23 protein-coding genes are annotated in these 23,475 nt (G+C 67.8%); 5 read left to right on the forward strand and 18 right to left on the reverse strand.

Features of this window, described 5'->3' with window-relative positions; translation table 11 throughout:
- Positions 1 to 5: 5 nt before the first annotated feature.
- Positions 6 to 809, reverse strand: a complete 804-nt coding sequence (locus tag LMQ14_RS14925; protein ID WP_267730360.1) for a segregation/condensation protein A — start codon at positions 807 to 809, stop codon at positions 6 to 8.
- Complete coding sequence (locus LMQ14_RS14930) at positions 806 to 1,672, reverse strand: ParA family protein (protein ID WP_267730361.1); 867 nt, start codon at positions 1,670 to 1,672, stop codon at positions 806 to 808. Before LMQ14_RS14930 ends, LMQ14_RS14925 begins: the two co-directional genes overlap by 4 nt.
- Positions 1,673 to 1,866: 194 nt before the next feature.
- Here LMQ14_RS14930 and LMQ14_RS14935 point away from each other — a divergent pair, with 194 nt between their 5' ends.
- Complete coding sequence (locus LMQ14_RS14935) at positions 1,867 to 2,619, forward strand: O-methyltransferase (RefSeq protein ID WP_267730362.1); 753 nt, start codon at positions 1,867 to 1,869, stop codon at positions 2,617 to 2,619.
- 1 nt (position 2,620) lies between these two features.
- On the opposite strand, the gene xerD is transcribed toward LMQ14_RS14935, so the two are convergent.
- The 14 genes from xerD to LMQ14_RS15005 form a co-directional block, all read right to left on the reverse strand.
- On the reverse strand, positions 2,621 to 3,565 hold the full coding sequence (xerD, locus tag LMQ14_RS14940) for a site-specific tyrosine recombinase XerD (protein ID WP_267730363.1): 945 nt from the start codon (positions 3,563 to 3,565) through the stop codon (positions 2,621 to 2,623).
- Complete coding sequence (locus LMQ14_RS14945; RefSeq protein ID WP_267730364.1) at positions 3,562 to 4,194, reverse strand: NUDIX domain-containing protein; 633 nt, start codon at positions 4,192 to 4,194, stop codon at positions 3,562 to 3,564. Before LMQ14_RS14945 ends, xerD begins: the two co-directional genes overlap by 4 nt.
- Positions 4,187 to 5,938, reverse strand: a complete 1,752-nt coding sequence (locus LMQ14_RS14950; protein WP_267730365.1) for a CTP synthase — start codon at positions 5,936 to 5,938, stop codon at positions 4,187 to 4,189. Before LMQ14_RS14950 ends, LMQ14_RS14945 begins: the two co-directional genes overlap by 8 nt.
- Before the next feature lie 149 nt (positions 5,939 to 6,087).
- The gene (locus tag LMQ14_RS14955) at positions 6,088 to 7,032 is read right to left on the reverse strand and encodes a copper transporter (RefSeq protein WP_267730366.1); all 945 of its coding nucleotides are present in this window, start codon (positions 7,030 to 7,032) and stop codon (positions 6,088 to 6,090) included.
- Between the two features lie 22 nt (positions 7,033 to 7,054).
- Complete coding sequence (gene steA / locus LMQ14_RS14960) at positions 7,055 to 8,236, reverse strand: putative cytokinetic ring protein SteA (RefSeq protein WP_267730367.1); 1,182 nt, start codon at positions 8,234 to 8,236, stop codon at positions 7,055 to 7,057.
- A gap of 136 nt (positions 8,237 to 8,372) precedes the next feature.
- Positions 8,373 to 10,118, reverse strand: coding sequence for a DNA repair protein RecN (recN, locus tag LMQ14_RS14965; RefSeq protein WP_267730368.1), 1,746 nt, complete (start codon positions 10,116 to 10,118; stop codon positions 8,373 to 8,375).
- A gap of 24 nt (positions 10,119 to 10,142) precedes the next feature.
- Positions 10,143 to 11,066, reverse strand: coding sequence for an NAD kinase (locus tag LMQ14_RS14970; RefSeq protein WP_267730369.1), 924 nt, complete (start codon positions 11,064 to 11,066; stop codon positions 10,143 to 10,145).
- Complete coding sequence (locus LMQ14_RS14975; RefSeq protein ID WP_267730370.1) at positions 11,063 to 11,872, reverse strand: TlyA family RNA methyltransferase; 810 nt, start codon at positions 11,870 to 11,872, stop codon at positions 11,063 to 11,065. Before LMQ14_RS14975 ends, LMQ14_RS14970 begins: the two co-directional genes overlap by 4 nt.
- A 9-nt stretch (positions 11,873 to 11,881) precedes the next feature.
- Positions 11,882 to 12,067: a hypothetical protein gene (locus tag LMQ14_RS14980; protein ID WP_267730371.1), complete on the reverse strand. Its 186-nt coding sequence runs from the start codon at positions 12,065 to 12,067 to the stop codon at positions 11,882 to 11,884.
- A gap of 23 nt (positions 12,068 to 12,090) precedes the next feature.
- The gene (locus LMQ14_RS14985; RefSeq protein WP_267730372.1) at positions 12,091 to 13,110 is read right to left on the reverse strand and encodes an HAD-IIA family hydrolase; all 1,020 of its coding nucleotides are present in this window, start codon (positions 13,108 to 13,110) and stop codon (positions 12,091 to 12,093) included.
- A complete protein-coding gene (locus LMQ14_RS14990) occupies positions 13,107 to 13,910 on the reverse strand; it encodes a tetratricopeptide repeat protein (protein ID WP_267730373.1) in 804 nt (267 codons plus the stop codon). The genes LMQ14_RS14985 and LMQ14_RS14990 overlap by 4 nt, the downstream gene beginning before the upstream one ends.
- A gap of 67 nt (positions 13,911 to 13,977) precedes the next feature.
- A complete protein-coding gene (locus LMQ14_RS14995; RefSeq protein WP_267730374.1) occupies positions 13,978 to 14,298 on the reverse strand; it encodes a DUF732 domain-containing protein in 321 nt (106 codons plus the stop codon).
- Between the two features lie 508 nt (positions 14,299 to 14,806).
- On the reverse strand, positions 14,807 to 16,069 hold the full coding sequence (gene tyrS, locus LMQ14_RS15000; protein WP_420714513.1) for a tyrosine--tRNA ligase: 1,263 nt from the start codon (positions 16,067 to 16,069) through the stop codon (positions 14,807 to 14,809).
- A gap of 10 nt (positions 16,070 to 16,079) precedes the next feature.
- Positions 16,080 to 16,691 carry a DNA-3-methyladenine glycosylase gene (locus LMQ14_RS15005; protein ID WP_267730375.1) on the reverse strand — a complete coding sequence of 204 codons (612 nt, stop codon included), beginning with the start codon at positions 16,689 to 16,691 and terminating at the stop codon, positions 16,080 to 16,082.
- Positions 16,692 to 16,759: 68 nt separating this feature from the next.
- Between LMQ14_RS15005 and LMQ14_RS15010 the strand changes: the two genes are divergently transcribed.
- The 4 genes from LMQ14_RS15010 to LMQ14_RS15025 are packed head-to-tail and all read left to right on the forward strand — an operon-like array spanning position 16,760 to position 20,219.
- Positions 16,760 to 18,025, forward strand: a complete 1,266-nt coding sequence (locus tag LMQ14_RS15010) for an ammonium transporter (protein WP_267730376.1) — start codon at positions 16,760 to 16,762, stop codon at positions 18,023 to 18,025.
- Positions 18,026 to 18,080: 55 nt separating this feature from the next.
- Positions 18,081 to 18,842 carry an ABC transporter ATP-binding protein gene (locus LMQ14_RS15015; RefSeq protein WP_267730377.1) on the forward strand — a complete coding sequence of 254 codons (762 nt, stop codon included), beginning with the start codon at positions 18,081 to 18,083 and terminating at the stop codon, positions 18,840 to 18,842.
- Complete coding sequence (locus LMQ14_RS15020; protein ID WP_267730378.1) at positions 18,779 to 19,594, forward strand: ABC transporter permease; 816 nt, start codon at positions 18,779 to 18,781, stop codon at positions 19,592 to 19,594. The genes LMQ14_RS15015 and LMQ14_RS15020 overlap by 64 nt, the downstream gene beginning before the upstream one ends.
- A gap of 1 nt (position 19,595) precedes the next feature.
- Positions 19,596 to 20,219 carry a TetR/AcrR family transcriptional regulator gene (locus LMQ14_RS15025; protein WP_267730379.1) on the forward strand — a complete coding sequence of 208 codons (624 nt, stop codon included), beginning with the start codon at positions 19,596 to 19,598 and terminating at the stop codon, positions 20,217 to 20,219.
- On the opposite strand, the gene LMQ14_RS15030 is transcribed toward LMQ14_RS15025, so the two are convergent.
- Positions 20,185 to 20,400, reverse strand: a complete 216-nt coding sequence (locus LMQ14_RS15030) for a Trm112 family protein (RefSeq protein ID WP_267730380.1) — start codon at positions 20,398 to 20,400, stop codon at positions 20,185 to 20,187. The genes LMQ14_RS15025 and LMQ14_RS15030 overlap by 35 nt on opposite strands.
- On the reverse strand, positions 20,393 to 23,359 hold the full coding sequence (locus LMQ14_RS15035; protein WP_267735524.1) for an acyl-CoA synthetase: 2,967 nt from the start codon (positions 23,357 to 23,359) through the stop codon (positions 20,393 to 20,395). The genes LMQ14_RS15030 and LMQ14_RS15035 overlap by 8 nt, the downstream gene beginning before the upstream one ends.
- Positions 23,360 to 23,475 lie beyond the last annotated feature (116 nt).

Consider the following 23,475-nt stretch of genomic DNA (forward strand, 5'->3'; position numbering starts at 1 on the left):
AGTCATTATTCGTCCCGCACTTCGGTGGTCGGACGCTCGCCGGTCCATGAAATCTGGAGCACACCAAGCGGCTCCGACTGGTCGAATGCTACCGCCCGGGACCGATACAGCTCGAGCAGCGCCAAGAAGCGTCCCACGACCTCCATCGGTATCTCGCAGTCGGCGACCAGCTCGGAAAACGTGGCCCATTGGCCGCTGCCCCGCGCTTCGAGCATCGACAGCAACTTCTGGGCCTGCTCGGGCACCGAAACCTTGAGCTCGTGCAGGTGGCCGATGGCCACCGTCGGCACCGGCCGCGGACTGAACGCGACCGCGGCGATCTGGGCGAAGCGCTCGGCGTCGACACCGATCATCACTTCCGGGAGCAGTTCGGTGAACCGGTCCTCCAGCGACACCGCGCGCGGGTAGCTGCGCAGCGCGGTGGCTTCCAGCTCGGCGAACATCTCCGCGACATGCTTGAACGCGCGGTACTGCAGCAGCCGGGCGAACAGCAGGTCACGCACCTCGAGCAGGGCGAGGTCTTCTTCGTCGTCGATCTGGCCGGCCGGCAGCAACCGCGCGGCCTTGAGATCCAGTAGGGTCGCGGCGACCACGAGGAACGCGGTGGTCTCCTCCAAATCCATTTGGCGACCGATCTCGCGGGTGTAGGCGATGAAGTCGTCGGTGACCTGGTGCAGCGCCACCTCGGTCACGTCGAGACGATGCGCAAAGATCAGCTGCAGCAGCAGGTCGAACGGCCCCTCGAAGTTGGTGAGGCGGACCTGGAAGCCGTTGTGCGGTGGCGCCTCACCATTGGCTGTGTCGTTCACGCGCCAAATCGGTCGATGAATTCGCGGGCCAAGGCGCGATAGGCGATGGCGCCGGTCGACTTCGGCGCCCAGGTGGTGATGGGTTCGCCCGCCACGCTGGTCTCCGGGAAACGCACGGTGCGGGTGATCACGGTGTCGAACACTAGGTCACCGAAGCGCTCGACGACGCGGGCCATCACCTCGCGGGCGTTGACGGTGCGCGGGTCGTAACGAGTCAGCAGGATGCCGCTGATCTCGAGCTTCGGGTTGAGCCGGTCGCGCACCTTGTCGACGGTATCGGTGAGCAGCGCCAGGCCGCGCAACGAGAAGAACTCGCACTCGGTCGGGATGACCACGCCGTCGGAGCAGGCCAGCCCGTTGACGGTGAGCAGTCCCAGCGACGGCTGGCAGTCGATCAGGACGTAGTCGTAGCGGTCCAGCACCGGATGTAGCGCCCGGCCCAGCGTCTGCTCCCGGCCCACCTCGTTGACCAGCTGGATCTCGGCGGCCGACAAGTCGATATTGCTGGGCACCAGGTCCAGGTACTTGACCCGGGTGGACATCAGCACGTCGTCGATCGAGATCCGCGGCTCCACCAGGACGTTGTGAATCGTCTGTTCCAGCTCGTAGTGCGGGACGCCCAGACCCGCGGACAGCGCGCCCTGCGGATCCATGTCCACCAGCAGCACCCGCCTGCCGTACTCGGCGAGCGCGGCGCCCAGGTTGATCGTCGACGTGGTTTTCCCGACGCCACCCTTCTGGTTGCACATCGCGATCACCTTGGCGGGGCCGTGCGAGGTGCGCGGTTGCGGTTCCGGGATCGCCCGCGGCGGGCGCCCCGTCAAGCCGATCTCGACGGCGCCGTCCGGGTGCTCGGTCGTCATGCCCGGGGTGTTGCGAAGGTGAACATCGTCCGAAAGTCTAACGGGTAGGCGCTTGTAAACCGGGCGACCCGCAGGCGATATAACCAGGGAATATGTGCGGATATCGCCATTGGCGCCGTCCAGGGCGTTAAGAGTTAACTTCAGTCACACCAGCAACATTCGACCCACGCCGGGCGGGTCTATCGTGGGTGCCTATGGACCTCAAACGACGGATACCGCTGCTGCGGTGGTCGGTATGGCGCATGGCCGCCGGAGCTCGCAACATCACCACGACGGGCCAGATCGGCGACGGACGCGAAGCGGCCGCCGTCGACTACGTCGTCAACAACGCCCGGGCCGGCGACATCGACGACGTGCTGGCCACCATCGACAAGTTCGCCTACGAAAAATCGCTGCTGATCAACGTCGGCGACGAGAAGGGCCTCCTGCTCGACGCCGCCCTGCGCCGCGCCGACCCCGCGCTGGTCCTGGAGTTGGGCACCTACGTCGGCTACGGCGCGCTGCGGATCGCGCGGGCCGCGCCGAACGCCAAGGTGTTTTCCGTCGAGCTCGCCGAAGCCAACGCCGCGAACGCCCGGCGGATCTGGGCGCATGCCGGTGTCGCCGACCGGGTGACGTGTGTCGTCGGCACCATCGGCGACGGCGGCCACACCCTCGACGTGCTCGCGACCGAGCACGGATTCGCTTCTGGCGCACTTGATTTCATCTTCCTCGACCACGACAAGGACGCCTACCTCAACGACCTGTTGAGCATCATGGACCGGGGCTGGCTGCATACGGGCTCGATCGCGGTCGCCGACAACGTTCGGGTGCCGGGCGCACCGAAGTACCGCGAGTACATGCGCCAGCAGCAGGGCAAGCTGTGGAACACCGTCGAGCACAAGGCTCACCTGGAATACCAGTCGCTGGTGTCCGACCTGGTGCTGGAGTCCGACTACCTGGGCTGAGTCACTGCGCGCGGGGGTGGGCTCCGGCCCACACTTCGCGCAGCGCATTCACGGTGACCAGCGTGTAGATCTGGGTGGTCGTCACCGAGGCGTGGCCGAGCAGCTCCTGCACGACACGCACGTCGGCACCGCCCTCCAGCAGGTGGGTGGCGAATGAGTGCCGCAGCATGTGCGGCGACACCCCCGAGTGGATCCCGGCGCGCTCGGCGGCGTCCTGCAACACCTGCCATGCGCTTTGCCGCGACAGCCGTCCACCGCGGGCGTTGAGGAAGATCGCCGCCGTGCCGCGGCCCCGCCGAGCCAGCTCCGGGCGCCCGCGCACCAGGTAGACATCCAGTGCCTGCACGGCGGGACGTCCGATCGGGACCAGCCGTTGCTTGCCGCCCTTGCCGCGTAGCAGCACCGACCTGGCCTGGGTATCGATGTCGTCGACGTCGAGGCCGACGGCTTCGGAGATGCGTGATCCGGTGGAGTACAACAGCTCCAGCAGCGCCCGGTTGCGCAGCGTCAGCGGACCGTCGGACGGGCTCTCCCCGCCGGCGCCTTCCAGCAGTGCCAGCACCTCGTCGATGGTCAGGCTTTTGGGCAGCCGGCGACCCGGCGTCGGAGGGCGCACCGCGCGTGCCACATCCAGTTCGGCCAGGCCCTCGGCGGCGGCGAACCGATGCAGGCCCCGCACCGCGATCAGCGCCCGTGCCGCCGACACCGCCGACAGGCCGACTGCCCCGGAGTCGGGATCGCCGCGCCGCAACGCCACCAGGAACTCGCTGACGTCGTCTTCACCGACCTTGGCCAGATCGTGAATCCCGCGGTCTTCCAAGTGCTTTGAATAGCGGCGCAGGTCTCGCCGGTAGGAGCTGAGCGTGTTGGCCGCGACTCCCCGCTCGATCGTCAGGTGGTCGAAATAGCCCTGCATTTGCATCTCGAGCGTGAGCGCAGTCGTCATCGCTGCGCCTGCTCCGCTTTTTGAGCGGCGAAGGCCTTGGGCCGGTCCGGCCACGGGATGTCCACCGGGCGCGGCTGCGCGACCCCCGTCGTCACGGCGTGCGTGGCCAAAATCCCGCCCACCGCAATCGAATTGACGATCTCACCGCTGAAAACGAGGCGTACCGCCTCCTCGATGGGAACCCAGCGCATCGTCATGTCGGCTTCTTCGTCGTGCGCCTCGGGACGCCCGACCTCGGTGAGTCCGGTGGCCAGGTAGACCCGCACCGACTCGTCGCTGTATCCGGGCGCGGTGTCGAGGTCAACGAGCACTTGCCAGCTGTCGGCCCGCAGGCCGACCTCCTCCTCCAGTTCGCGCGCCGCCGAGAGCTGGGGTGCCTCACCCGCAGCGTCGAGCAGACCCGCCGGCAACTCCCACAAGCGCCGGCCGAAGGTGTGTCGATACTGATAGACCATCGCGATGCTGTGATCGCGATTCATCGCCACGATGGCCACCGCGCCGTAGTGCTCGAGAACTACCCGCGCGGCAGTGTTACCCCCGGGCATCCGCACCTGGTCGCGGCGCAGGGCGAAAATCTTTCCGGTGTAAACCGTTTCGCTCGACGCCGTCTCGAAAACGTGATCAGCCACGAGTGGCGGGTTCAGGTATCGACCGCTCGGCGCTGTCTCGATGCTGGTTGCCGTTGGACGAGTGCTCGGGGATTTCCACCGGAAGCAGCTCGCCCTCTTTGTAGTCGATGGCCGCGCCGACGAATGCCACGAACAGCGGGTGCGGCCGGGTGGGCCGGCTCTTCAGCTCGGGATGGGCCTGGGTGCCGACGATGAACGGGTGCACGTCGGACGGGTATTCGACGAACTCCACCAGGTGGCCGTCGGGCGAGGTCCCGGAGAACCGCAGCCCGCTTTCGGCGATCCGGTCGCGGTAGACGTTGTTGACCTCGTAGCGGTGCCGGTGCCGCTCGGACACCTGGGTGGCCCCATATGCTTGCGCCACAATCGAATCCGGCTCGAGCACCGCGGGGTAAGCCCCCAGCCGCATGGTGCCGCCGAGGTCGGCTTCGCCGGCCACGATTTGCTCCTGATCGGCCATCGTCGAGATGACGGGATCCGGTGTGGACGGTTCGAATTCGGCCGAGTTGGCCTCGGTCAGACCGACCGAGCGGGCGGCTTCGATCACGATGCACTGCAACCCGAGGCACAGACCGAAGACCGGCAACCCGCGCGTCCGGGCATACCGGATCGCACCGATCTTGCCCTCGATGCCGCGGATACCGAATCCGCCGGGGATCAGCACACCGTGCACGTCGGCCAGCGCCGCCGCGGCACCAGCGGAACTCTCGCAGTCGTCGGAGGGCACCCACACCATCTCCACCTTGGCGTGGTGCCGAAACCCGCCGGCGCGCAACGCCTCGGTCACCGAGAGGTACGCATCGGACAGGTCAACATACTTGCCCACCAAGGCAATTCGCACGGTTTCGTGCGGCTCGTGCACTCGGCGCAATAAGTCGTTCCACTGGGTCCAGTCGACATCGCGGAACGGCAGGTTGAGCCGGCGCACCACGAACGCGTCGAGCTCCTCGCGGTGCAGCACCTTGGGGATGTCGTAGATCGACGGCGCGTCCGGGGTGGAGATGACACCGTCGATGTCGACGTCACACATCAACGCGATCTTGTTCTTCAGCGGCTCGGGGACGTCGCGGTCGCAACGCAGGATCAATGCGTCGGGCGTGATACCGACGCTGCGCAGCGCGGCCACCGAGTGCTGGGTCGGCTTGGTCTTGAGCTCACCCGAGGGCGCCAGGTAGGGCACCAGCGATACGTGCAGAAAGAAGACGTGCTCGCGACCGAGATCGTGGCGGACCTGCCGCGCCGCTTCCAGAAAGGGCTGTGACTCGATGTCGCCGACCGTGCCGCCGATCTCGGTGATCACGACGTCCGGGCGGTTGCCGTTGGCGTCCGGCTCGGCGATAGCCCGGATCCGCCGCTTGATCTCGTCGGTGATGTGCGGGATCACCTGGACGGTGTCGCCGAGGTATTCGCCGCGGCGCTCCTTGGCGATCACGGTTGAATACACTTGCCCGGTAGTGACATTCGCCGAGCCGGACAGGTTGCGGTCCAGGAACCGCTCGTAGTGGCCCACGTCGAGGTCGGTTTCGGCGCCGTCCTCGGTCACGAAGACTTCGCCGTGCTGGAACGGGTTCATCGTGCCCGGATCCACGTTGAGATACGGGTCGAGCTTTTGCATAGTGACGTGCAGTCCGCGCGCGGTCAGTAGCTGTCCGAGGCTACTGGCGGTCAGACCCTTACCGAGTGAGGATGCGACACCACCGCTGACGAAGAGGTGCTTGGTGGTGGTTTGCGGATGCCTACGCACTAAAGCGACCTCCGTGAAGACGGGCAGGGCGTCGTTATCGTCGAACTTTGACTTGCAGGGCCTGCCGACCCACGGAAATCCACCCTAACACCAGCAACCCCACGGCGCGGCTAACACGCCCGGCAATCGGATAGCCGGCCGGCGAATCGCTACTGCGGAACGGTGATCGACGCGGCGCCGTGACCGGTGCCGTACTGCCCGACATGCCCGCCATTGAGCAGGTCATGCAGGCCGAGGATCGCGGTGATCCGTCCGGGCGCGGCGTCGACGTCGTCGACGGTGCTGATCGCGGAATTGATGCCGGCGTCGGCGCGCGCGACCGCGACCGCGGCACCGCCCGTCGACGATCCGTCCCGCCCGGCCAGCAACACGCCCGAGCCGTGTGGCGCCAGCGCCGCGCCGAAGCGGGCCACGCTGACGCCCTGATTGCCGGCATCCTGCGGCAGCGCACCGCCGGTGACGATCAGGGCGGCGTTGGCCGCTGCCAGGTGCTCGCTGGGCTGGTACGTGACGAATCCGGTCTCGCGCAATGCTGTCAGCACGGTGTCACGCTGAGTTTCGTCGACGGGCGGGATTGCCGGGTTGGCGTTGATCAGCAGGGCGATGCCCAACAGATCACCGGCCTGCGATCCCTGGTCGACGAGTTTGGTGCTGAGCTGCTGACCGGCGGGCAGCACCGACGAGTTCACCACGGTCCGCAGCTTCTCCGCGGAGTTGGCGTCGACGAATTCCTGGGTCAGCGACACCGTCCCGGTGACCGTTCCGCCGGCCTGGCCAACGATCTTCGAGACCGCCGCGACGTCGTCATCCTTGGCATCCGGCGTGCGGAACACGACGATGGATTTGCCGGCCAGCCCGTCATGCACGATCCGGCCCATCATCTGGCTATCGAAATTGTTTGCCGCGCTGAGCTTCTCGTTCAGGACATTCTTCTGGTCGTTGAGCCCGTTGATCTGCGTATAAAGATCCCGCTTCTCGTCCCGCAAGCTCGACAGCAGGGTGTCGGACAAGAAGCCCGAACCCAGGACGACGCCGATGGCCAACGCGAGGAACACCGCGGCCAGCGAGAAGGCATGTTGGCGTAACGAGATCATGAGCGCACGTCCTTACAACTGACTACGTGACCAAGTGCTGAATCCACAGCGAGAAGTGATTCCAGTAGTCGGTGACCCAGTGCAGCACCACGCCGTCGGTGCGCGACACCCACAGCGCCACGATGACGGCGATCAGCATCGTCAGCGCCAGCAGCGCGATGGCACCGCCCGAGATGTGGTTGCGGTAGAGGGTGGCGACCGCCTTGGCGTCGACCACCTTCTCCCCGACCCGAAGCCGGGTCAGGAACGTCGACGGGTTGCTCTGGGTGCGCGTCCGGTCGAAGAACGTCTCGATGTTGGCGGTGTGACCGGCCGTCACGAGCAGCGCCGCGCCGTGGTGGTCGGCCAGCAGCAGGGCCAGGTCGACGGCCGAACCCGCGGCGGGGAACGTCATCGCCCCGACCCCGAGGTCCTGAATCCGCTCCAGCCCGGGCGCGTGGCCGTCGGCGTCGGCCGGCAGCACGACGTGGGCGCCGCACTTGAGGGCGTCGGTGCTGATCTGCTCCGGGTCCCCGACGATGAGCTGCGGACGGTAGCCCCCCTTGCGCAGCACGTCGGCGCCGCTGCCCACGCCGATCAGGACCGGCTGGTACTCCTTGATGAACGGCTTCAGTGAGCGCAGGTCGTCGGCGGCGCTGTCCTCGTCGGCGACGATCACCACATGGCGGCGACGCATGTCGAGGTCGACGTCGGGAATGCCGATGCCGTCGATCAGCAGCGGGCTCTCACTCTTGATGAACTCAATTGTGTTGCCGGCGAACGCCTCCAGGTGGGCGGCCAGGCCGCTCTTGGCCTCGCGCATCAGGTCGGCGATGTCGTGGTCGGTGCGCTCGGTGCCGCGGATCAGCCGACGCTCGCCTGCGTACACCCCGCCTTCATACAGGCGAATCTTGGAACCGTCCTTGACCTTCTTGAAGATGTCCGGTCCGGTCTCGTCGATCAGGGTGACGCCGTTGTTGACCAATACTTCCGGGCCCATGTTCGGGTAGCGGCCGGAGACCGACGGCGATGCGTTGACGACGGCGGCGATGTCGGCCTCCACCAGCGCCTCGGCGGTGATGCGGTCCAGGTCCAGGACGTCGAGCACGACGATGTCACCCGGGCAGACCCGACGCAGCAGGCGGTCGATGTTGCGGTCGACCCGTGCGGTGCCGGTCAGACCCGGCCGGGAAGCGTTGCGAGTTAGCAGCCCTGACATCTTCATGGGGGCGATTCTGGCCGCGATGAACGGCTCAGGCGGGGAGGCGCGCCGTAACATTAGCCCCAGAAGTTATCTAGAGTCACATCCGTAACAGGCGGATCCCGGTATGGTCTCGGTCCACTTTTGCCGGACCCGACGGTCAGATCTCGTCGTTCTGGGCCCCGTCGAGTAGCTCCCGGGCATGGGCCCGACCGCTGTCGGATTCGCCCAGACCGGCCAGCATCCGCGCCAGCTCGGCAACCCGCTCGTCGTCGGTCACCCGCCGCACCACACTGGTTCCCCGCGGGCCGGCCGGATGCACCACCAGGTGCACGTCGGCGTAGGCCGCGACCTGAGGCAAGTGGGTAACCACGATGACCTGGTGGGTGCGCGCCAACCGCGCCAACCGCCGCCCAATCTGGACGGCCGCGCGACCGCCGACACCGGCGTCGACCTCGTCGAACACCATCGTGGTGCCCGCCGCCGACGCGGCCAGCACCACTTCCAGCGCCAGCATCACCCGGGACAGCTCACCGCCGGAGGCGCTCTTGGCCAACGGCAGCACCGTGATGCCGCGGTGCGCGGCGAAGCCGAACTCGACCAGGTCGACGCCATCGCCACCCGCGCGGGCCAGCTCACCGGAGGGCAACGTGAGTACGGCCGGGTCGTCCTTCTCGACGGCGACATCGGTGCTCACCTCGATGGTGAACTCGGCGTCGGCCATCGCCAGCCCGGACAGCTCCGCCGTCACCTCCTTGGCCAGCCGCTTGGCTGCCTTGCGGCGGCACTTACTCAGATCGACTGCGGCTTCGCCTAATTCACCGGCAAGCTCGTCGGCGCGGCGTTGCAGCACCGCCAGCCCTTCCTCGGAGACGTCGAGTTGCGCGAGCCGCTCGCGCGACTCGGCCGCCCACCGCAAGACCCCGTCGACGTCCGCGGCGTACTTTCGGGTCAGCGTGCGCAGCTCGGCTTGCCGGGCCAGCTTGGACTCCAGCGCGCTGGCATCGACCGGCAACTCTTCCAAATAGCCGCCGAGCTCCTGGGCCGCGTCGTCGACCACGGTCTGTGCCTCGCGGACCTGCTGGGCCAGCGCCTGCAGCTTGGCGTCATCGGTGGATTCCAGTGCGGCCCTTGCCCGCCCGAGGCTATCGGCAGCGCTGCCACCGGACAGATCCTCGGTCGACAACGCGGCGCGGGCGGTGGCCGCGGCCTCGCGCAGCGTGTCCAGCTCGGAAAGCCGCACGATGTCGGCGACCAGGGCGTCGTCCTCACCGGGTTGGGGGTCGACGGCGTCGATCTCGTTGAGCGCGAAGCTCAGCCGGTCGGCTTCCAGGGCGAGTTCGCGCATGCGGTTGCGGCGGTCGAACAGGTCGCGCCGCGCCGACAGCCAGGCGTCGCGCAGTTTGCGGTAGCGCTCGAGCACCGGGCCGGCCTTCGCGAACCGGTCCAGCGCGCCGCGTTGTTCCTCGGGGCGCATCAGCCGCAGCTGGTCGTTCTGGCCGTGCAGGGTCAGCAGCCCGGTAGTGAAGTCGCCCAACGATTTTGCGGGCACGCTGCGGCCGCCGAGATAGGCTCGCGACGGTCCGTCGCGGCTGACCGAACGCAGCGCGATCACACTGCCGTCCTCGTCGCGCTCCCCGCCCGACGCGTCCAGCATCTCGTCCAGCTGCGCGATCACGGCGTCGTCGAGATCGGTTGTGGTGAAACGGCCTTCGACGACCGCGCGTTCGGCACCCGAGCGCACCCGGTTCGCGTCGGCGCGGGCACCGCCGAGCAGATGCAGCCCCGTCACCACCATGGTCTTGCCGGTGCCGGTCTCACCGGTCAGAACGGTCAGGCCGCGGTCGAACTCCCCGACCGCAGAGCTGATCGCACCCAATGACTCGATGCGGATTTCAGTCAGCATTGCGTCAGCACCGCTGCAGCGCCGTTACTTTCCGCGCCAACCGGTCACGGGCAACCGGAACTTACGCACCAGCCGGTCGGTGAACGGCGCGCTGTCCAGCCGTGCCCATTTCACCGCGGTGCCACAGCGCCTCACCTCGAGTCGGCCGCCCGCGGGGAGCACCATCTCGCGGCGGCCGTCACAGAACACCAGGGCGTCGTTGCCGCTCGCCTCGATCTCGATCGCGATCGTTGCGTCCGGGCTGGTGACCATCGGCCTGCCGAACAGTGCGTGAGCGTTGTTGGGCACCACCAGGATTGCCTCGAGGTCCGGCCAGAGCACCGGGCCGCCGGCGGAGAACGCGTAGGCGGTCGATCCGGTCGGCGTCGATACCAATATTCCGTCGCAGCCAAAGGTCGACACCGGCCGTCCCTCGATTTCGACGACCACGCCCAGCACTCCGAGCCGCGGACCCTTCTCCAGGCTGGCCTCGTTGAGCGCCCACCCCTGATCGATCACGCGCCCGCGGTGGCGCACCGCGATATCGAGCGTCAGGCGCTCTTCGACCCGGTAATCCTGGGCGACGACATGTTCCAGCACTCTGTCGATGGCCTCCGCCTCGGCCTCGGCCAGAAAGCCGATGCGGCCCAGGTTGACGCCCAGCACCGGAATATCGGCGTTGCGGGCAAGTTCCGCCGCGCGCAGGAACGTGCCGTCGCCGCCGAGCACCAGCACCAGCTCGCAGCCTTCCGCGGCACTGGGCTCGGCGTCGACCACCTCGATTTCCACACCCATCGCCCGCACATCGTCGGGAGACAGCGGCAGCGGTCCCCGGTCGACCGCCTCGGCGGACAGCACACGCAGCGCAATATCGTTGGCGCTCAATACTTTCTGAACACGGCGCGCGGTCTCGGTGGCTTCTTCCCGTCCGGTGTGCACGACCAGCAGGATGGTGCGTTCGGCGGTCATTGCGGGCCCTCGCCTACCGCGCGCTGCACCGCATCGACGAGCCCGTCGCCGGTCAGCCCCCGATCGGTGTCGGCGCGCAGCCACAGGAAGTACTCGACATTGCCCGACGGTCCCGGCAGCGGACTGGCCGTGACGTCGACGGTGTGCCAGCCCAGCTCGCCGGCGCGTCCCGCGACGGCGAGCACCGAGTCGGCGCGCAAGCCGGGGTCGTGCACGACCCCGCCCGCGCCGACCTGGCCCTTCCCGACCTCAAACTGCGGCTTCACCATGGGAACGATATCCGCGTCGGGGCCGGCGCAACCAGCCAGCGCGGGCAACACGGTGGACAGCGAGATAAACGACAGGTCAGCCACCACCAGGTCGACGCGCCCACCGATCGCCTCGGGCGACAGGTCGCGAACGTTGGTCCGCTCGACGACGTTCACCCGCGAATCGGAGCGCAGCGACCAGGCCAACTGCCCGTAGCCCACGTCGGCGGCCACCACCTCGGCGGCGCCCCGGTCCAGCAGGACCTCGGTGAAGCCGCCGGTCGACGCGCCGGCGTCCAGGCAGCGACGGCCCGCGACCGAGATCCCGAAGGCATCGAGCGCGCCGATCAGCTTGTGCGCCCCCCGCGACACCCACCGGCGTTCGCCGTCGTCGGCGACGACCAGGGCGGCGCTGGCCGCGACGGCGGTGCCGGGCTTGACCGCGGGCATGCCGTCGATGCTGACCTTCCCGGCGCCGATCAACTCGGCGGCCTGCTGACGGGATCGGGCGAGCCCGCGCCGCACCAGTTCGGCGTCAACGCGGGCGCGTCGTGCCATGCCCGCACCTCAGCCCTTCTCCGCCGACTCCAGCGCGGCCAGCAGCACATCGTGCGCTTCGGAAAGCCGGCGTGCGATGTCTTCGAGCTCGGCGAGTGACGGCGCGTTTTCCCGGTTCTCCGGGTCGGCTAAATCGGGTAACTGCGCCAACAGGTTGTCGATGTCGGCGCGAATCTGTGCAGGATCGATATTCATTGCGGTTCTACGGTAGTCACCCGCTAGTCGGCATGCACGAGAGACCAGCGCTCGAGCGCGTCGCGGGCCCGGTCGTCGCCGGGCCGGATGCGCGCCGGCCGCCCCTGGGAATCGGAGTGCCCGGCACCCCACACCGCGCTGGCGACGGCGCGCACGATCGACAGCCCGTCGCCGTCGTCGTTGCCGTTGCCGTTGACCGTGACGGCACCGTCGCCGACGTCGATCGCCCAGCCGGGCTGCGGCCCGACCGCGAGCAGGTTGCTGTCCTGGTGCAGCGCGCGCAGGTCGTGGCCGATGTAGGTGGGCCGCTGCGCGGGTACGGCGTACACCGCGTCCCGCGCGCTGCTGACTCCGGTCAGCACCATCAGGCTGGGGAACTTCGCGGCGTTGGCACCCTCGATGTCGGTGTCCAGACGGTCGCCGATCACCAACGGCGCGCGGTAGTCCCCGCGGGCGACCGCATCGTTGAGCAGTGTCGGCGCGGGCTTTCCGGCCACCGTGGGTTCGGCTCCGGTCGCGGCCCGCAGCGCGGCCACCAGGGATCCGTTGCCGGGCAGCAGGCCCCGCTCGGTGGGCAGCGTGGGGTCGACGTTGGCCGCCACCCACAGCGCGCCGGCCCGGATGGCCAGTGCGGCTTCGGCGAGATCGGGCCAGCCGATCGTCATCGACAGGCCTTGAACGACGGCGACGGGGTTGTCGTCGAAGCGGCGCACCGGACGCAGTCCGACGGCGGCGATTTCATTGGCCAGGGAGTCGGTGCCGACGATCAGCACGGGCGAATCCGGCGGCAGCTCACCGGCGAGCAGGTGCGCGGCGCTTTGGGCGCTGGTGACGACGTCGTCGCCGGTGGCGGTGAAGCCGAGGTCGCGCAGGTGGGTGGCCACTTCGTCGGCGCTGCGGGAGGCGTTGTTGGTGACGAACAGCTTGCGGCTGCTTACTTCGTCAAGGGTCTGCACCGCGCCCTCGGTGGCGCGGTGGCCGCGAAACACTGTTCCGTCCAAATCAATGAGCAGGCAATCATATTCCTGCGCAATGCCTTTCACGCGTCTTCTTCCGAGCCCAGCTCGCCGACCCGGTCTTCGGCGTCGGTGATGCCGTCGATGTCGGCGGCCGCGGAGTGCAAAAACCATTGCAGCGCTTCGTCATCGCGCCCGAGCGCCAGCAAGGTGTCGGCGTAGGCGTAGAACAACCGGGCGGCCATCGAGCCGCTGCGACTCGGGTCCAGTTGCGGCGTGGACAACAGCGCCAGCGCCTGCTCGAGCTGCCCGAGATCGGAGCGGGCGCCGGCGACCACGATGCGCAGCTCGTCGGCGGCGTCGCCGCTGAGCTGGGCCGCCTCGTCGCCGCGGGCCAGTTCGATCGCCCGCTCCGGACGGCCAAGGCCGCGTTCGCAATCCGCGATCAACGGCAACAACGGGGACTTGCTGCCCATCCGGCGGGCGGCACGCAACTCGGACAGCGCCTGCGCCCAGTCGCCGTAGCGATAGGCGGCGATTCCGACGGCTTCGCGAATCGCGCCGATCCTGCTGGACCTCGCCCGCGCAGCACGGGCGTGGTTGAGGGCGGCTTCCGGGTCTTCGTCCATCAGCTCACCCGCGGCAACCAGGTGGCGCGCGACCGCGTCGGCGGTAGCGCGGTCCAAGGTGCTCAGTTCACCGCGGATCTCGGGGGCCAGTTGCTTGGCGTCCACGTCGGGCGGTATTGGGGGCGCGTTGTCCGCCGGACGATCACCGTCGCCGGTGGTGTTCCGCGGCTGGGCTGAGCGCCCCCGGCCCGATCCCGACCATCCAGACGCCGAGCGCGGACGTCGTTCGCCGTTGTGACGCTGCCTGTCGTCGGCCACTCGTGTCGTTCACCTCGATTGCTCGCGTACTTCTGAAGAGGATACGGGCACCGAGGCAGAGCTCTTGCTAGACCTTGAACCGGTCCGGAATCAGCGGCGCGATCATCGCAGGACAGAACGTGCCGATCGCGATGATCGTGAAGATGCCGGCATTTTTCTCGGTCATCCCGCTGCCGGTGGCCACTTCCGAGACGACCGAGTCGAACGAACCGCCCGGCTGGATCAGCATCGGGCACACCGATTGCCCCTGTGCCAGCGTCGTGGCCGGCTGAGTGACGGCAATACCCGCATTGGTCAGCGCCGACAGGAAGGTGTTGCCCGCCATGTCGGCGCGGATGGGTGCGGCCATCGTCGCGGCTGCGGCAATCAATGCCGTGGTCAGCGCCATAAAGCCACCGGCCTTCGCCTGTGCGCCGACCCGTAAGGTCCCCTGGTAAACCATTGATTGCGCCGTCATCTCTCGCTTCTCGTCGATTGTTCGCGGCTGCGCAAAATCACTGTGACTACAGTGGCCAACGAGTGTCACGTTTAGGACACGGCCAGGTAAAGGTTTGCACACCACCGCGTTTTGCTCCGAACTTCTTGACGAGCCCAGGTGCAATATAATCCGCCTTTGCTCGCCCACCGCAGCCGCCGGGTCGGATTAACACGCTAAATATGTTGCTGCGCAAGCAATTTGAATCTACCGACGCCCGTCGGGCCGGACGATGCCGTCCCCCGAATGGGGGACACGGGATTTCCTCCCCTAATTCAACCGGTTGTGGGATACCAGCACGCCGCAAATCCGGGAAAACTGGTTCTCACAGCGGGGATCTCGTCGCTCCTTCCAAACGAGGCTCCCCTCCTCTCATATCGGCTTCCCCTCCGATTGGCGAGGTCCCCGCTGAATACTTTTTCTAGACCCTTTCGATGCCGGCGATGTTGCGCTTGCCGCGACGCAGAACCAGCCACCGGCCGTAAAGGAAATCCGAATCCTGCGGAGACCATTCGTCGCTGTCGACCCGAATGTTGTTGACCGAAACGCCGCCCTCGCCGATCGTGCGCCGCGCGGCGCCCTTGCTGGCCGACAGGCCGCTGGACACCAACAGGTCGACGATCCCGTCGGGCCCACCGGGTTTGAGCTCGGCGACCGACGCTTCGCGCAGCGCGGCCGCCAGCGTCGCCTCATCGAGACGGTCCAGCTCGCCTTGGCCGAAGAGCGCCTTGCTGGCGTGCTCGACGGCCGCGGTGGCCTCCTCGCCATGCGCCAGGACGGTGAGTTCGGTGGCGAGCCGGCGTTGGGCGGCGCGTTGTTGCGGACGCTCGGCGGTGGCCTGCTCCAGCTCGGCCAGCTCCTCGGCGGACAAGAAGGTGAACCACCGCAGATACCGGATCACGTCGGCGTCCGCGGTGTTGACGAAGTACTGGTACCAGGCATACGGACTGGTCAGCTGCGGGTCCAGCCACAAGTTGCCGCCGCCGGTGGATTTGCCGAACTTGGTGCCGTCGGCCGCCGTCACCAGCGGCACCGTGAGCGCATGCACCGTCGCGCCGAGCTTCTGTCGCACCAGCCGGACCCCGGCGATGATGTTGCCCCATTGATCCGAGCCGCCGATCTGCAGCGCACAGCCATGGCGCTGGTGTAATTCGACGTAGTCGTTGGCCTGCAGGAGCATGTAGCTGAACTCGGTGTAGGAGATCCCGTCGCCGTCGAGTCGCCGCCGGATGGTGTCGCGATCCAGCATCACGTTGACCGAGAAGTGCTTCCCGAGATCCCGCAGGAACTCGATCGCCGACATCGGGCCCGTCCACTCGAGGTTGTTGGCGACGATCGCGCCGCTGGGTGAGTCGTCGAAGTCGACGAAGCGTTCCAGCTGTCCGCGAATCCGCTCGGTCCATTCGGCGACGGTGCCGGCCTCGTGCAGACTGCGCTCGCCGACCTCACGCGGGTCCCCGATCATGCCGGTGGCGCCGCCCGCGAGCACGATCGGACGGTGTCCGGCCCGCTGAAAGCGCCGTAGGGCCAGCAACGGCACCAGATGCCCCGCATGCAGGCTCGGCGCGGTGGGGTCGAAGCCCGCGTACACCGTCAGCGGTCCGCGCTGCACTTCGGCGGCCAGGGCATCGAGGTCGGTGGACTGCGCGATCAGCCCACGCCAGCCCAGCTCGTCGAGGATCACGGGTAAGAGGCTAGTCGCTGGCGCCCGGGGCAGGTGCCCGCGGACTTCGCCGATACGCCGAGACCTCTGGTCGACCCGCAAGCCATAGCCGCCACGGCCGGTCGGCGGCCTGGCTGACGCCCACCCGTGGGCCCGCCACCGCGCCGTCGACCGCATTCAACGTCAGCGTCACCGAGCTGTCCGGATCGAACAAATCAATCCCGTTGTCGGACATCGCAATTCCCAACGCCGAGCACAGATTTCCCGGACCACGCGCCAGCGCGGCGGCGCGGATGGCGGCACCGCGGCGTCGCTGGGCAATGTCGAGACCGTCCTCGATCACGGCGGCGCGAAGCAGCACCGCCGCGGCCGTGCCGTCGGGCCCGCACGAGACGTTGGCGCAGGTGTGGATCCCGTGGCTGAGGTAGGTGTACAGGTGTCCCGGGGGCCCGAACATCACCCCGTTGCGGCCGCTGCGCCCGCGGTAGGAGTGCGCCGCCGCGTCCGGCCAGGGACCGTCGGGAACCCCTCCGTAGGCCTCGACCTCGACGACGATCGCGCGCACGCCCCGCGCGGTGAGGGTGGCACCCAGCAGACGGTGCGCGGCCGCGACCGGGTCGACTACCAGCTCGCTCGCACCCACCCACCGAACCTACCGAGACCACAAACATGGCAAACTCCCGGTTGCCGCGAGGCGAAGGAGCCCAAATAATGCATGCAATCGACCCCGCCGCCACCGCATGGCTGCTGGCCAGTACCGCACTGGTCCTACTGATGACCCCCGGCCTGGCGATCTTCTACGGCGGCATGGTCCGCACCACCGGGGTGCTCAACATGATGATGATGAGCTTCGTCTCGATCCCGCTCGTCACGGTCGCATGGCTGCTGGTCGGCTACACCCTCGCATTCTCCGAGGACGGGGCGGGCGGCTTCATCGGCAACCTCAGCCATCTCGGGATGCTCGGCATCACGCCCGACACCGCACACGGCACGGTCCCCGAATTGCTCTATGCCACCTTCCAATTGACCTTCGCGATCATCACCGCGGCCCTGGTCAGCGGCGCGATAGCCGACCGCGCCCGCTTCGCCGCCTGGATCGTGTTCGTTCCCGTCTGGGCGATCGTCGTGTATTCGGTTGTCGCGCACTGGGTATGGGGGCCCGGCGGCTGGCTGGCCAAGCTCGGCGTGCTCGACTACGCGGGCGGCCTGGTCGTCGAAATCGTCTCCGGTTCCTCGGCACTGGCACTGGCGCTGGTGCTCGGGCCGCGCATCGGCTTCAAGAAAGACTCGATGCGCCCGCACAATCTGCCGTTGCTCTTCGTCGGTGTCGGGCTGCTGTGGTTCGGCTGGTTCGGGTTCAACGCCGGGTCGGCGTTGGCGGCCAACGGAACTGCCGCGGCCATCTTCCTCAACACGCTCGTCGCGGGCTGCCTCGGCATGCTCGGCTGGCTCACGGTCGAGCAGATCCGTGACGGCACGCCGACGACGTTCGGGGCGGCATCCGGTGTGGTCGCCGGCCTCGTCGCGATCACCCCGTCGTGCGGAACCGTCAACACGCTGGGCGCGGCAGCCGTCGGCCTCGCCGCGGGCGTCGTGTGCGCGTTCGCGGTGACCGCGAAATTACGCTTCAACTATGACGATTCGCTCGACGTCGTCGGTGTGCACTTCGTCGGCGGGGTGGTCGGGGTCTTCCTGATCGGACTGCTGGCCACGGCCGTCATGACGTCGGGCCCGCAGGGACTCTTCTATGGGGGTGGCTTCGGCCAGCTCGGCAAGCAGGCGCTCGCGATCGTCGTCGTCGCGTCGTATGCGTTCGCGGTGACGTTCGTCCTCGCGAAGGTGATCGAGCGGGTGATGGGCTTCCGGCTCAGCCCCGAAGACGAGACCACCGGCGTCGACTTCACTCAGCACGCGGAAACCGCGTACGCCGAAGGCGTGCACGGTCATCTGCCGTTGCGCCGCCCCGGCTCCCCCTAAATCCGCCGCGCCACGCCCCCTTGACACTTCCGCGCCCGAGGCGGATATTCATCACATGATGATTTCATCTCGTGATGAATTAATCCCGGACGGCAGCGAGCCCGCCGTCGACATCGACCATCTGCGGGTTATCCGCGGCAAACGCCCCGCTCTGCACGACTTCTCGGTGCAGATCGGGAAGGGCAGCATCACCGGCCTGCTCGGCCCCTCCGGCTGCGGCAAGACCACGCTGATCCGCTGCATCGTCGGCACGCAGATCGTGACGTCGGGCACCGTGACCGTGCTCGGCAAACCCGCCGGCTGCCCCGAACTGCGTCGCCGCGTCGGCTACCTGCCGCAGGACCCGACCATCTACAACGACCTGCGGATCGTCGACAACGTTCGCTACTTCGCGGCGCTCTACGGCTTCGACAGCCACGCCGCCGACGACGCGATCGAGCGGGTCGGGCTGACCGATCACCGGACCGCGTTCAGCGCCAACCTCTCCGGCGGCCAGCGCACCAGGGTGTCGCTGGCGTGCGCATTGGTCTGCCAGCCGGAGCTGCTGGTGCTCGACGAGCCCACGGTCGGGCTGGATCCGGTACTGCGGGCCGACCTCTGGGAGCAGTTCAACGACCTCGCCCGCGCCGGGACCACCCTGCTGGTCTCGAGTCACGTGATGGACGAGGCAGACCACTGCGGTGACCTATTGCTGATGCGCGACGGGAACTTGGTCGCCCACACCACGCCGACCCAACTACGAGAGGACACCGGATGCACGTCACTGGAGGACGCGTTTCTGTCCATCATCAAGCACAGCATGCGCCAAGCCGGTTAGGGCTCAAGGGGTACACCGCCACCACGACGCGGATTCTGCGCCAGCTGGCCGCCGACCACCGTAGCGTGGCGATGATCCTCGTGGTGCCGGTACTGGTTATCACGTTGATGTACTTCATGTTTCACAATGCGCGGCATCTGCCGGGCACGCCGTCGCCGTTCAACAACGCGTGCCTGATCCTGCTGGGCCTGTTCCCGCTGTTCGTGATGTTCATCATCACGGCGATCACCATGCAGCGGGAACGCGCCTCGGGGACTTTGGAGCGCATTCTGACCACTCCCCTGCGCCGGCTCGACCTGCTGATCGCCTACGGCACCGCCTTCTCGATCGCCGCGGCGGCGCAGGCGACGGTGGCGTGCACCGTGTCGTTCTGGTTCCTGGGTTTCGAGACCGCGGGCAGCTGGGTGTGGGTGTTCGTGATCGCGATCGTGAATGCGGTGCTCGGTGTTGGCCTGGGACTGCTGTGTAGCGCGTTCGCCCGCACCGAGTTTCAGGCCGTGCAGTTCATCCCTCTGGTGATGGTGCCGCAGTTGCTGCTGGCCGGCATCATCGTCCCGCGCGCGCTGATGCCAGACTGGTTGCAATGGATCAGCAATGTCCTGCCGGCCAGCTACGCGCTGGAGGCCCTGCAACAGGTCAGTTCGCATACCGAGTTGACCGGTACCGCGGTGCGCGACATCGTCGTCGTGGCGGGTTCTGCGTTCGCGGCGCTGTGCCTGGCCGCGGCGACACTGCGGCGCCGGACGCCATAACGTGACGGCGACCAACACCGGGCGCAGGCGGCCAGGGCGGCCGGCCGGGAACTCCGACACCCGCGAGCGGATCCTGACCAGCGCACGGGAATTGTTCGCCCGCAACGGTATTGGCCATACCTCGATTCGCGCCGTGGCCGCCGCGGCCGGTGTCGACTCGGCGTTGGTGCATCATTACTTCGGCACCAAGGAGAAGCTGTTCGCCGCGGCCGTGCGTATTCCGATCGACCCGATGGACATCATCGTTCCGTTGCGCGAAATTCCGGTCGAGGAGATCGGCTACAAGCTGCCGTCAATGTTGTTGCCGCTGTGGGATTCCGAACTTGGCACCGGGTTCATCGCGGCGCTGCGGTCCATCGTGGCCGGGTCGGAGGTCAATCTGTTCCGGTCCTTCATCCAGGAAGTGATCGCCGTGGAGGTCGGATCCCGGGTCGACAACCCCCCGGGAAGCGGAATCATCCGCATCCAATTCGTCGCGTCCCAGATGGTCGGCGTGGTGATGGCCCGCTACATCCTGGCACTCGAGCCGTTCGCGTCCCTGCCGTCCGAGCAGGTCGCGGCGACCATCGCGCCGAATCTGCAGCGCTACCTCACTGGCGAGTTGCCGGACGGCCTCGTTCCATGAGACCGGCGTGCTCGTCGTCGTCGACATCGCGCGCCTCGTCGATCAGCAGCACCGGGATGCCGTCCTCGATGCGGTAGGCGCGACGCAGTCGCGGGTTGTAGAGCAGTTCGTCACCCACGAGCAGCAACGGGCCGTGGTCCTGCGGGCAGACCAGAATGCTCAGCAGCGTGTCGTCAAGCATCGTTGCCCTTGTAGGTGGCGCTCAGTTCGGCCCGCACCGCCGGCGTCAGCTTGCGGTACTGCCCGCTGGTGGAGTCGAAATACCAGGCGTGGCGCCCGGATTTGGGAATCCCGGCCGCGCGCAGCGCGCTGACCGTCGGACGGTAGGTCGCGCTCAGCGCCATCTCCGTCACCACGTGCACGATGTCGGGCCCGAGCCCGACGGGCAGGTCGGCGAACGCTTCGGTCAAATCGGCCGCCGTGATGCTGGCTCCCGGCAACAGCGTCACCGCCGACACCGCCACCTCCAGGTTGCCGAACGGCACGTTGTAGGTCGCCGCGAGGTCCACGCCGTTGATCAAACCAAGCGCATCGGTGACCGCATCGGAATAGACCAACCCGCGCCCGGTGTGCACCACCGAGCCGCGCCTGCCCAGCAACCAGTAGTCCCCGTCCTCGTCGCGGCGGAACAGGTTCTCGGTGGAGATCCAGGTGTCGGCGGGCGCGAAGACGCCGCGTTTGACCGACGCCGTCGGATCGATCGGTCCTCGGGACGCCGCGAGCAACACGCCGACCTGATTCGCGTCGGCGACCTGCACGAAGCCCCGTTCGTCTTCCAGGATCAGGTCGTGTTCGGTGTCGTAGGCGCCGAGCTCGACACGGCCGGCGCCGGGCAACGGCCGGCCCTTGCTGCCGATCTTGGCGCCGGACACGTTGGCCAGCACCGCCTGTCCGTCCGTGGTGGCGAAGAACTCGACGACGTGCGCGGGGGCGAACGCGTCGACGACCCGCTGCCACAATCCGGTCGGCATACCCGAGCCGATGAACAGCCGCACCGGGTGGTTGCCGTGCAGCACGAAGGCGGGATCGTCGACGATGTCGCGCAGCATCGCCCAGGTATAGGACACCACGGTGACGCCGTACTGCCGCACCTCGTTGACGAACCGGTCGGTCTGCAGGCCGCGCGACAGTGCGATGCGGGTTCCGCCGACGACCGCGCCGCCCAGCGCGACCAGCAGCGCGGACTCGTGGTGCAGCGGGGTCAGGCAGTACACGGTGTCGCGGCGGTCCAGGGCGGCCGTCGAAGCGGTCCCGAAGGCCGACACCGCCCATCGGTAGTTGGTGATCTGCTTGGCGACCAGCTCGCCACCGGCCGTGTTGAACGCGATGAACGCCAGGTCGCGGGCCAGCCCCGGGTTGGGCCGGTACCAGGCGGGCAGCTCGACGGCGTCCGGGTCGATCTGCTCCATGTCGATGACGTTGCCGTCATCGGGCAGGTCCAGGTTGCGCGTCTCACCGCCGCCCAGCACCAGAACCTGACCCGGCCATTGACGCGCGGCCTCCAGGTTGGTGGGGTCGGTCAGAATCTCGGTGACCCGCCCGAGCCGGACCGATGCGGTCAGGTCGGCCTCCGGGTGCATCACCACGGCGACCGCGCCGAGCCGGGACAGCGCGGCGATCGCGACCATGGCACTGGGCCGCGTCTCCATCAGGACGCCGACCCGGTCGCCCTGCCGAACCCCGACCTGGATCAGGCCGCGGACGACGTTGTTGATACGCCGGTCGACCGCCTCATAGGTGTGCACCCGGCCGTCGAACAGCAGGAACTCGCCGCGGGGCGCGTTGCCAGCCTGTTCGCTGATGATGCGGCCCAACGAGATTCGGGTGTGATCGTTGATCTGCCCGAGCCGGGCCAGCCGGGGCAGCGTGCGCGCGGTCTCCACGGCCAGGGTCCGCACGGATTTGTTGGCCGCGACCACCGCATCGGCCGCACCGCGCATCAGCCCCAGCGCCGCCTCCGACGCTTCGCCGATGCCGTGTGTGAGCCGCGAACTCAACGCGACGCCGCTGTCGGTGTGCTCCTCGGGCTGATCGGCCATCAGGTCGATACCCGACGGCTTGTCACCACCGGCGGAGAGCCATTCGATCCACGCGGCGACGACGGGCCAACCGTGTTCTGCCGCTTTGGATCCGACGACCAGGCCGAAATGGCCAGTGCGGATGCGGGCCTCGTAGACCTCGGCGTTGGGCGCCGCCCGCCGGATGCCGCGCACCGACGCGGGCTGGCCGATGTCGTCGACCTCGCCGACGAACGCCAGCACCGGGCAGGTGATGTCGGTCAGCGTGACCATCTGCCCGTTGACGGCGAAACCGCCGGTCATCATCCGATTGTGGGCGATGAACTGCTTGAGCAGCTCGGAGATCGCCGGGCCGGACCAGGCGATCCACCCCTCGCGCTCGAGGAACCTGCGCTGCTGTTCGCGGGGCAGCAGCGCCTCGCGGTCGTGCAGCTGACGCACGAAGTCGACCCGTGCCTTGGCGGTCTTGAGCGGGTCGAGCATCTGGAAGCCGGCCCGCGCCATCCAGCCCGGGATGGCCAGCCGGCTGAAGACGTGGTCGGCCATGAAGTTGGCGACCGGCGGGGCAAAGTTTGCCGGGATGCCCATCGGCAAGGCGGCCAAGGTGTCCACCGGTGAACCGAAGGTGACGATGCTGGCCAGCGCTTTCGAACGCCGGTAGGCGGCGACCTGATAACACCACATTCCGCCCTGCGAATACCCGACCAGGTGCACGTCGGCGCCGGTGGCATCGCGGACCGTGTCGATGGCTTGGCTGAGCGCGACGATGTGGTCGGCCAGGTTGCGGCGCATGCCGCCCTCGACCTTGTCGGGTGAACCGAAGTCGATGACCCAGCAGTCCAGCCCGTGCGAGTGCAGGATGCCGACCGCGCCGTCGTCGCGGGTCACGTCCCACATATCCGCCGACATCATCATCGGATGCACCATCAGCACCGGCGGGCCGACGGGACGCTGGCCGGGGCGGCTGTCGGGCGGAAAGTAGCGCCGCAGCTTGTACATCGGCACGCTTTCGACAATCTGCGACGGCGACGCAACGGTGCCGGTCTCCAGGCCCCCCAGCCGTAAGACCTCCAGGCCGTTCTGGGCCGTCGCGACCAGTCGTTCCACCGGCCGCGTGATCATCGACAAGTTCAGATCCACCGCTGCTCCCCACTCTCGACAGCTGAGACATCATGGCACATCGGTACGCGCGGCGGTTCTGGTCAGGCTGTTTGCTCGCGCGGGGGTCAGCGAGAGCA

Origin of the sequence: Mycobacterium sp. Aquia_213 (assembly GCF_026625985.1) — a bacterium.
Classification (GTDB): domain Bacteria; phylum Actinomycetota; class Actinomycetes; order Mycobacteriales; family Mycobacteriaceae; genus Mycobacterium.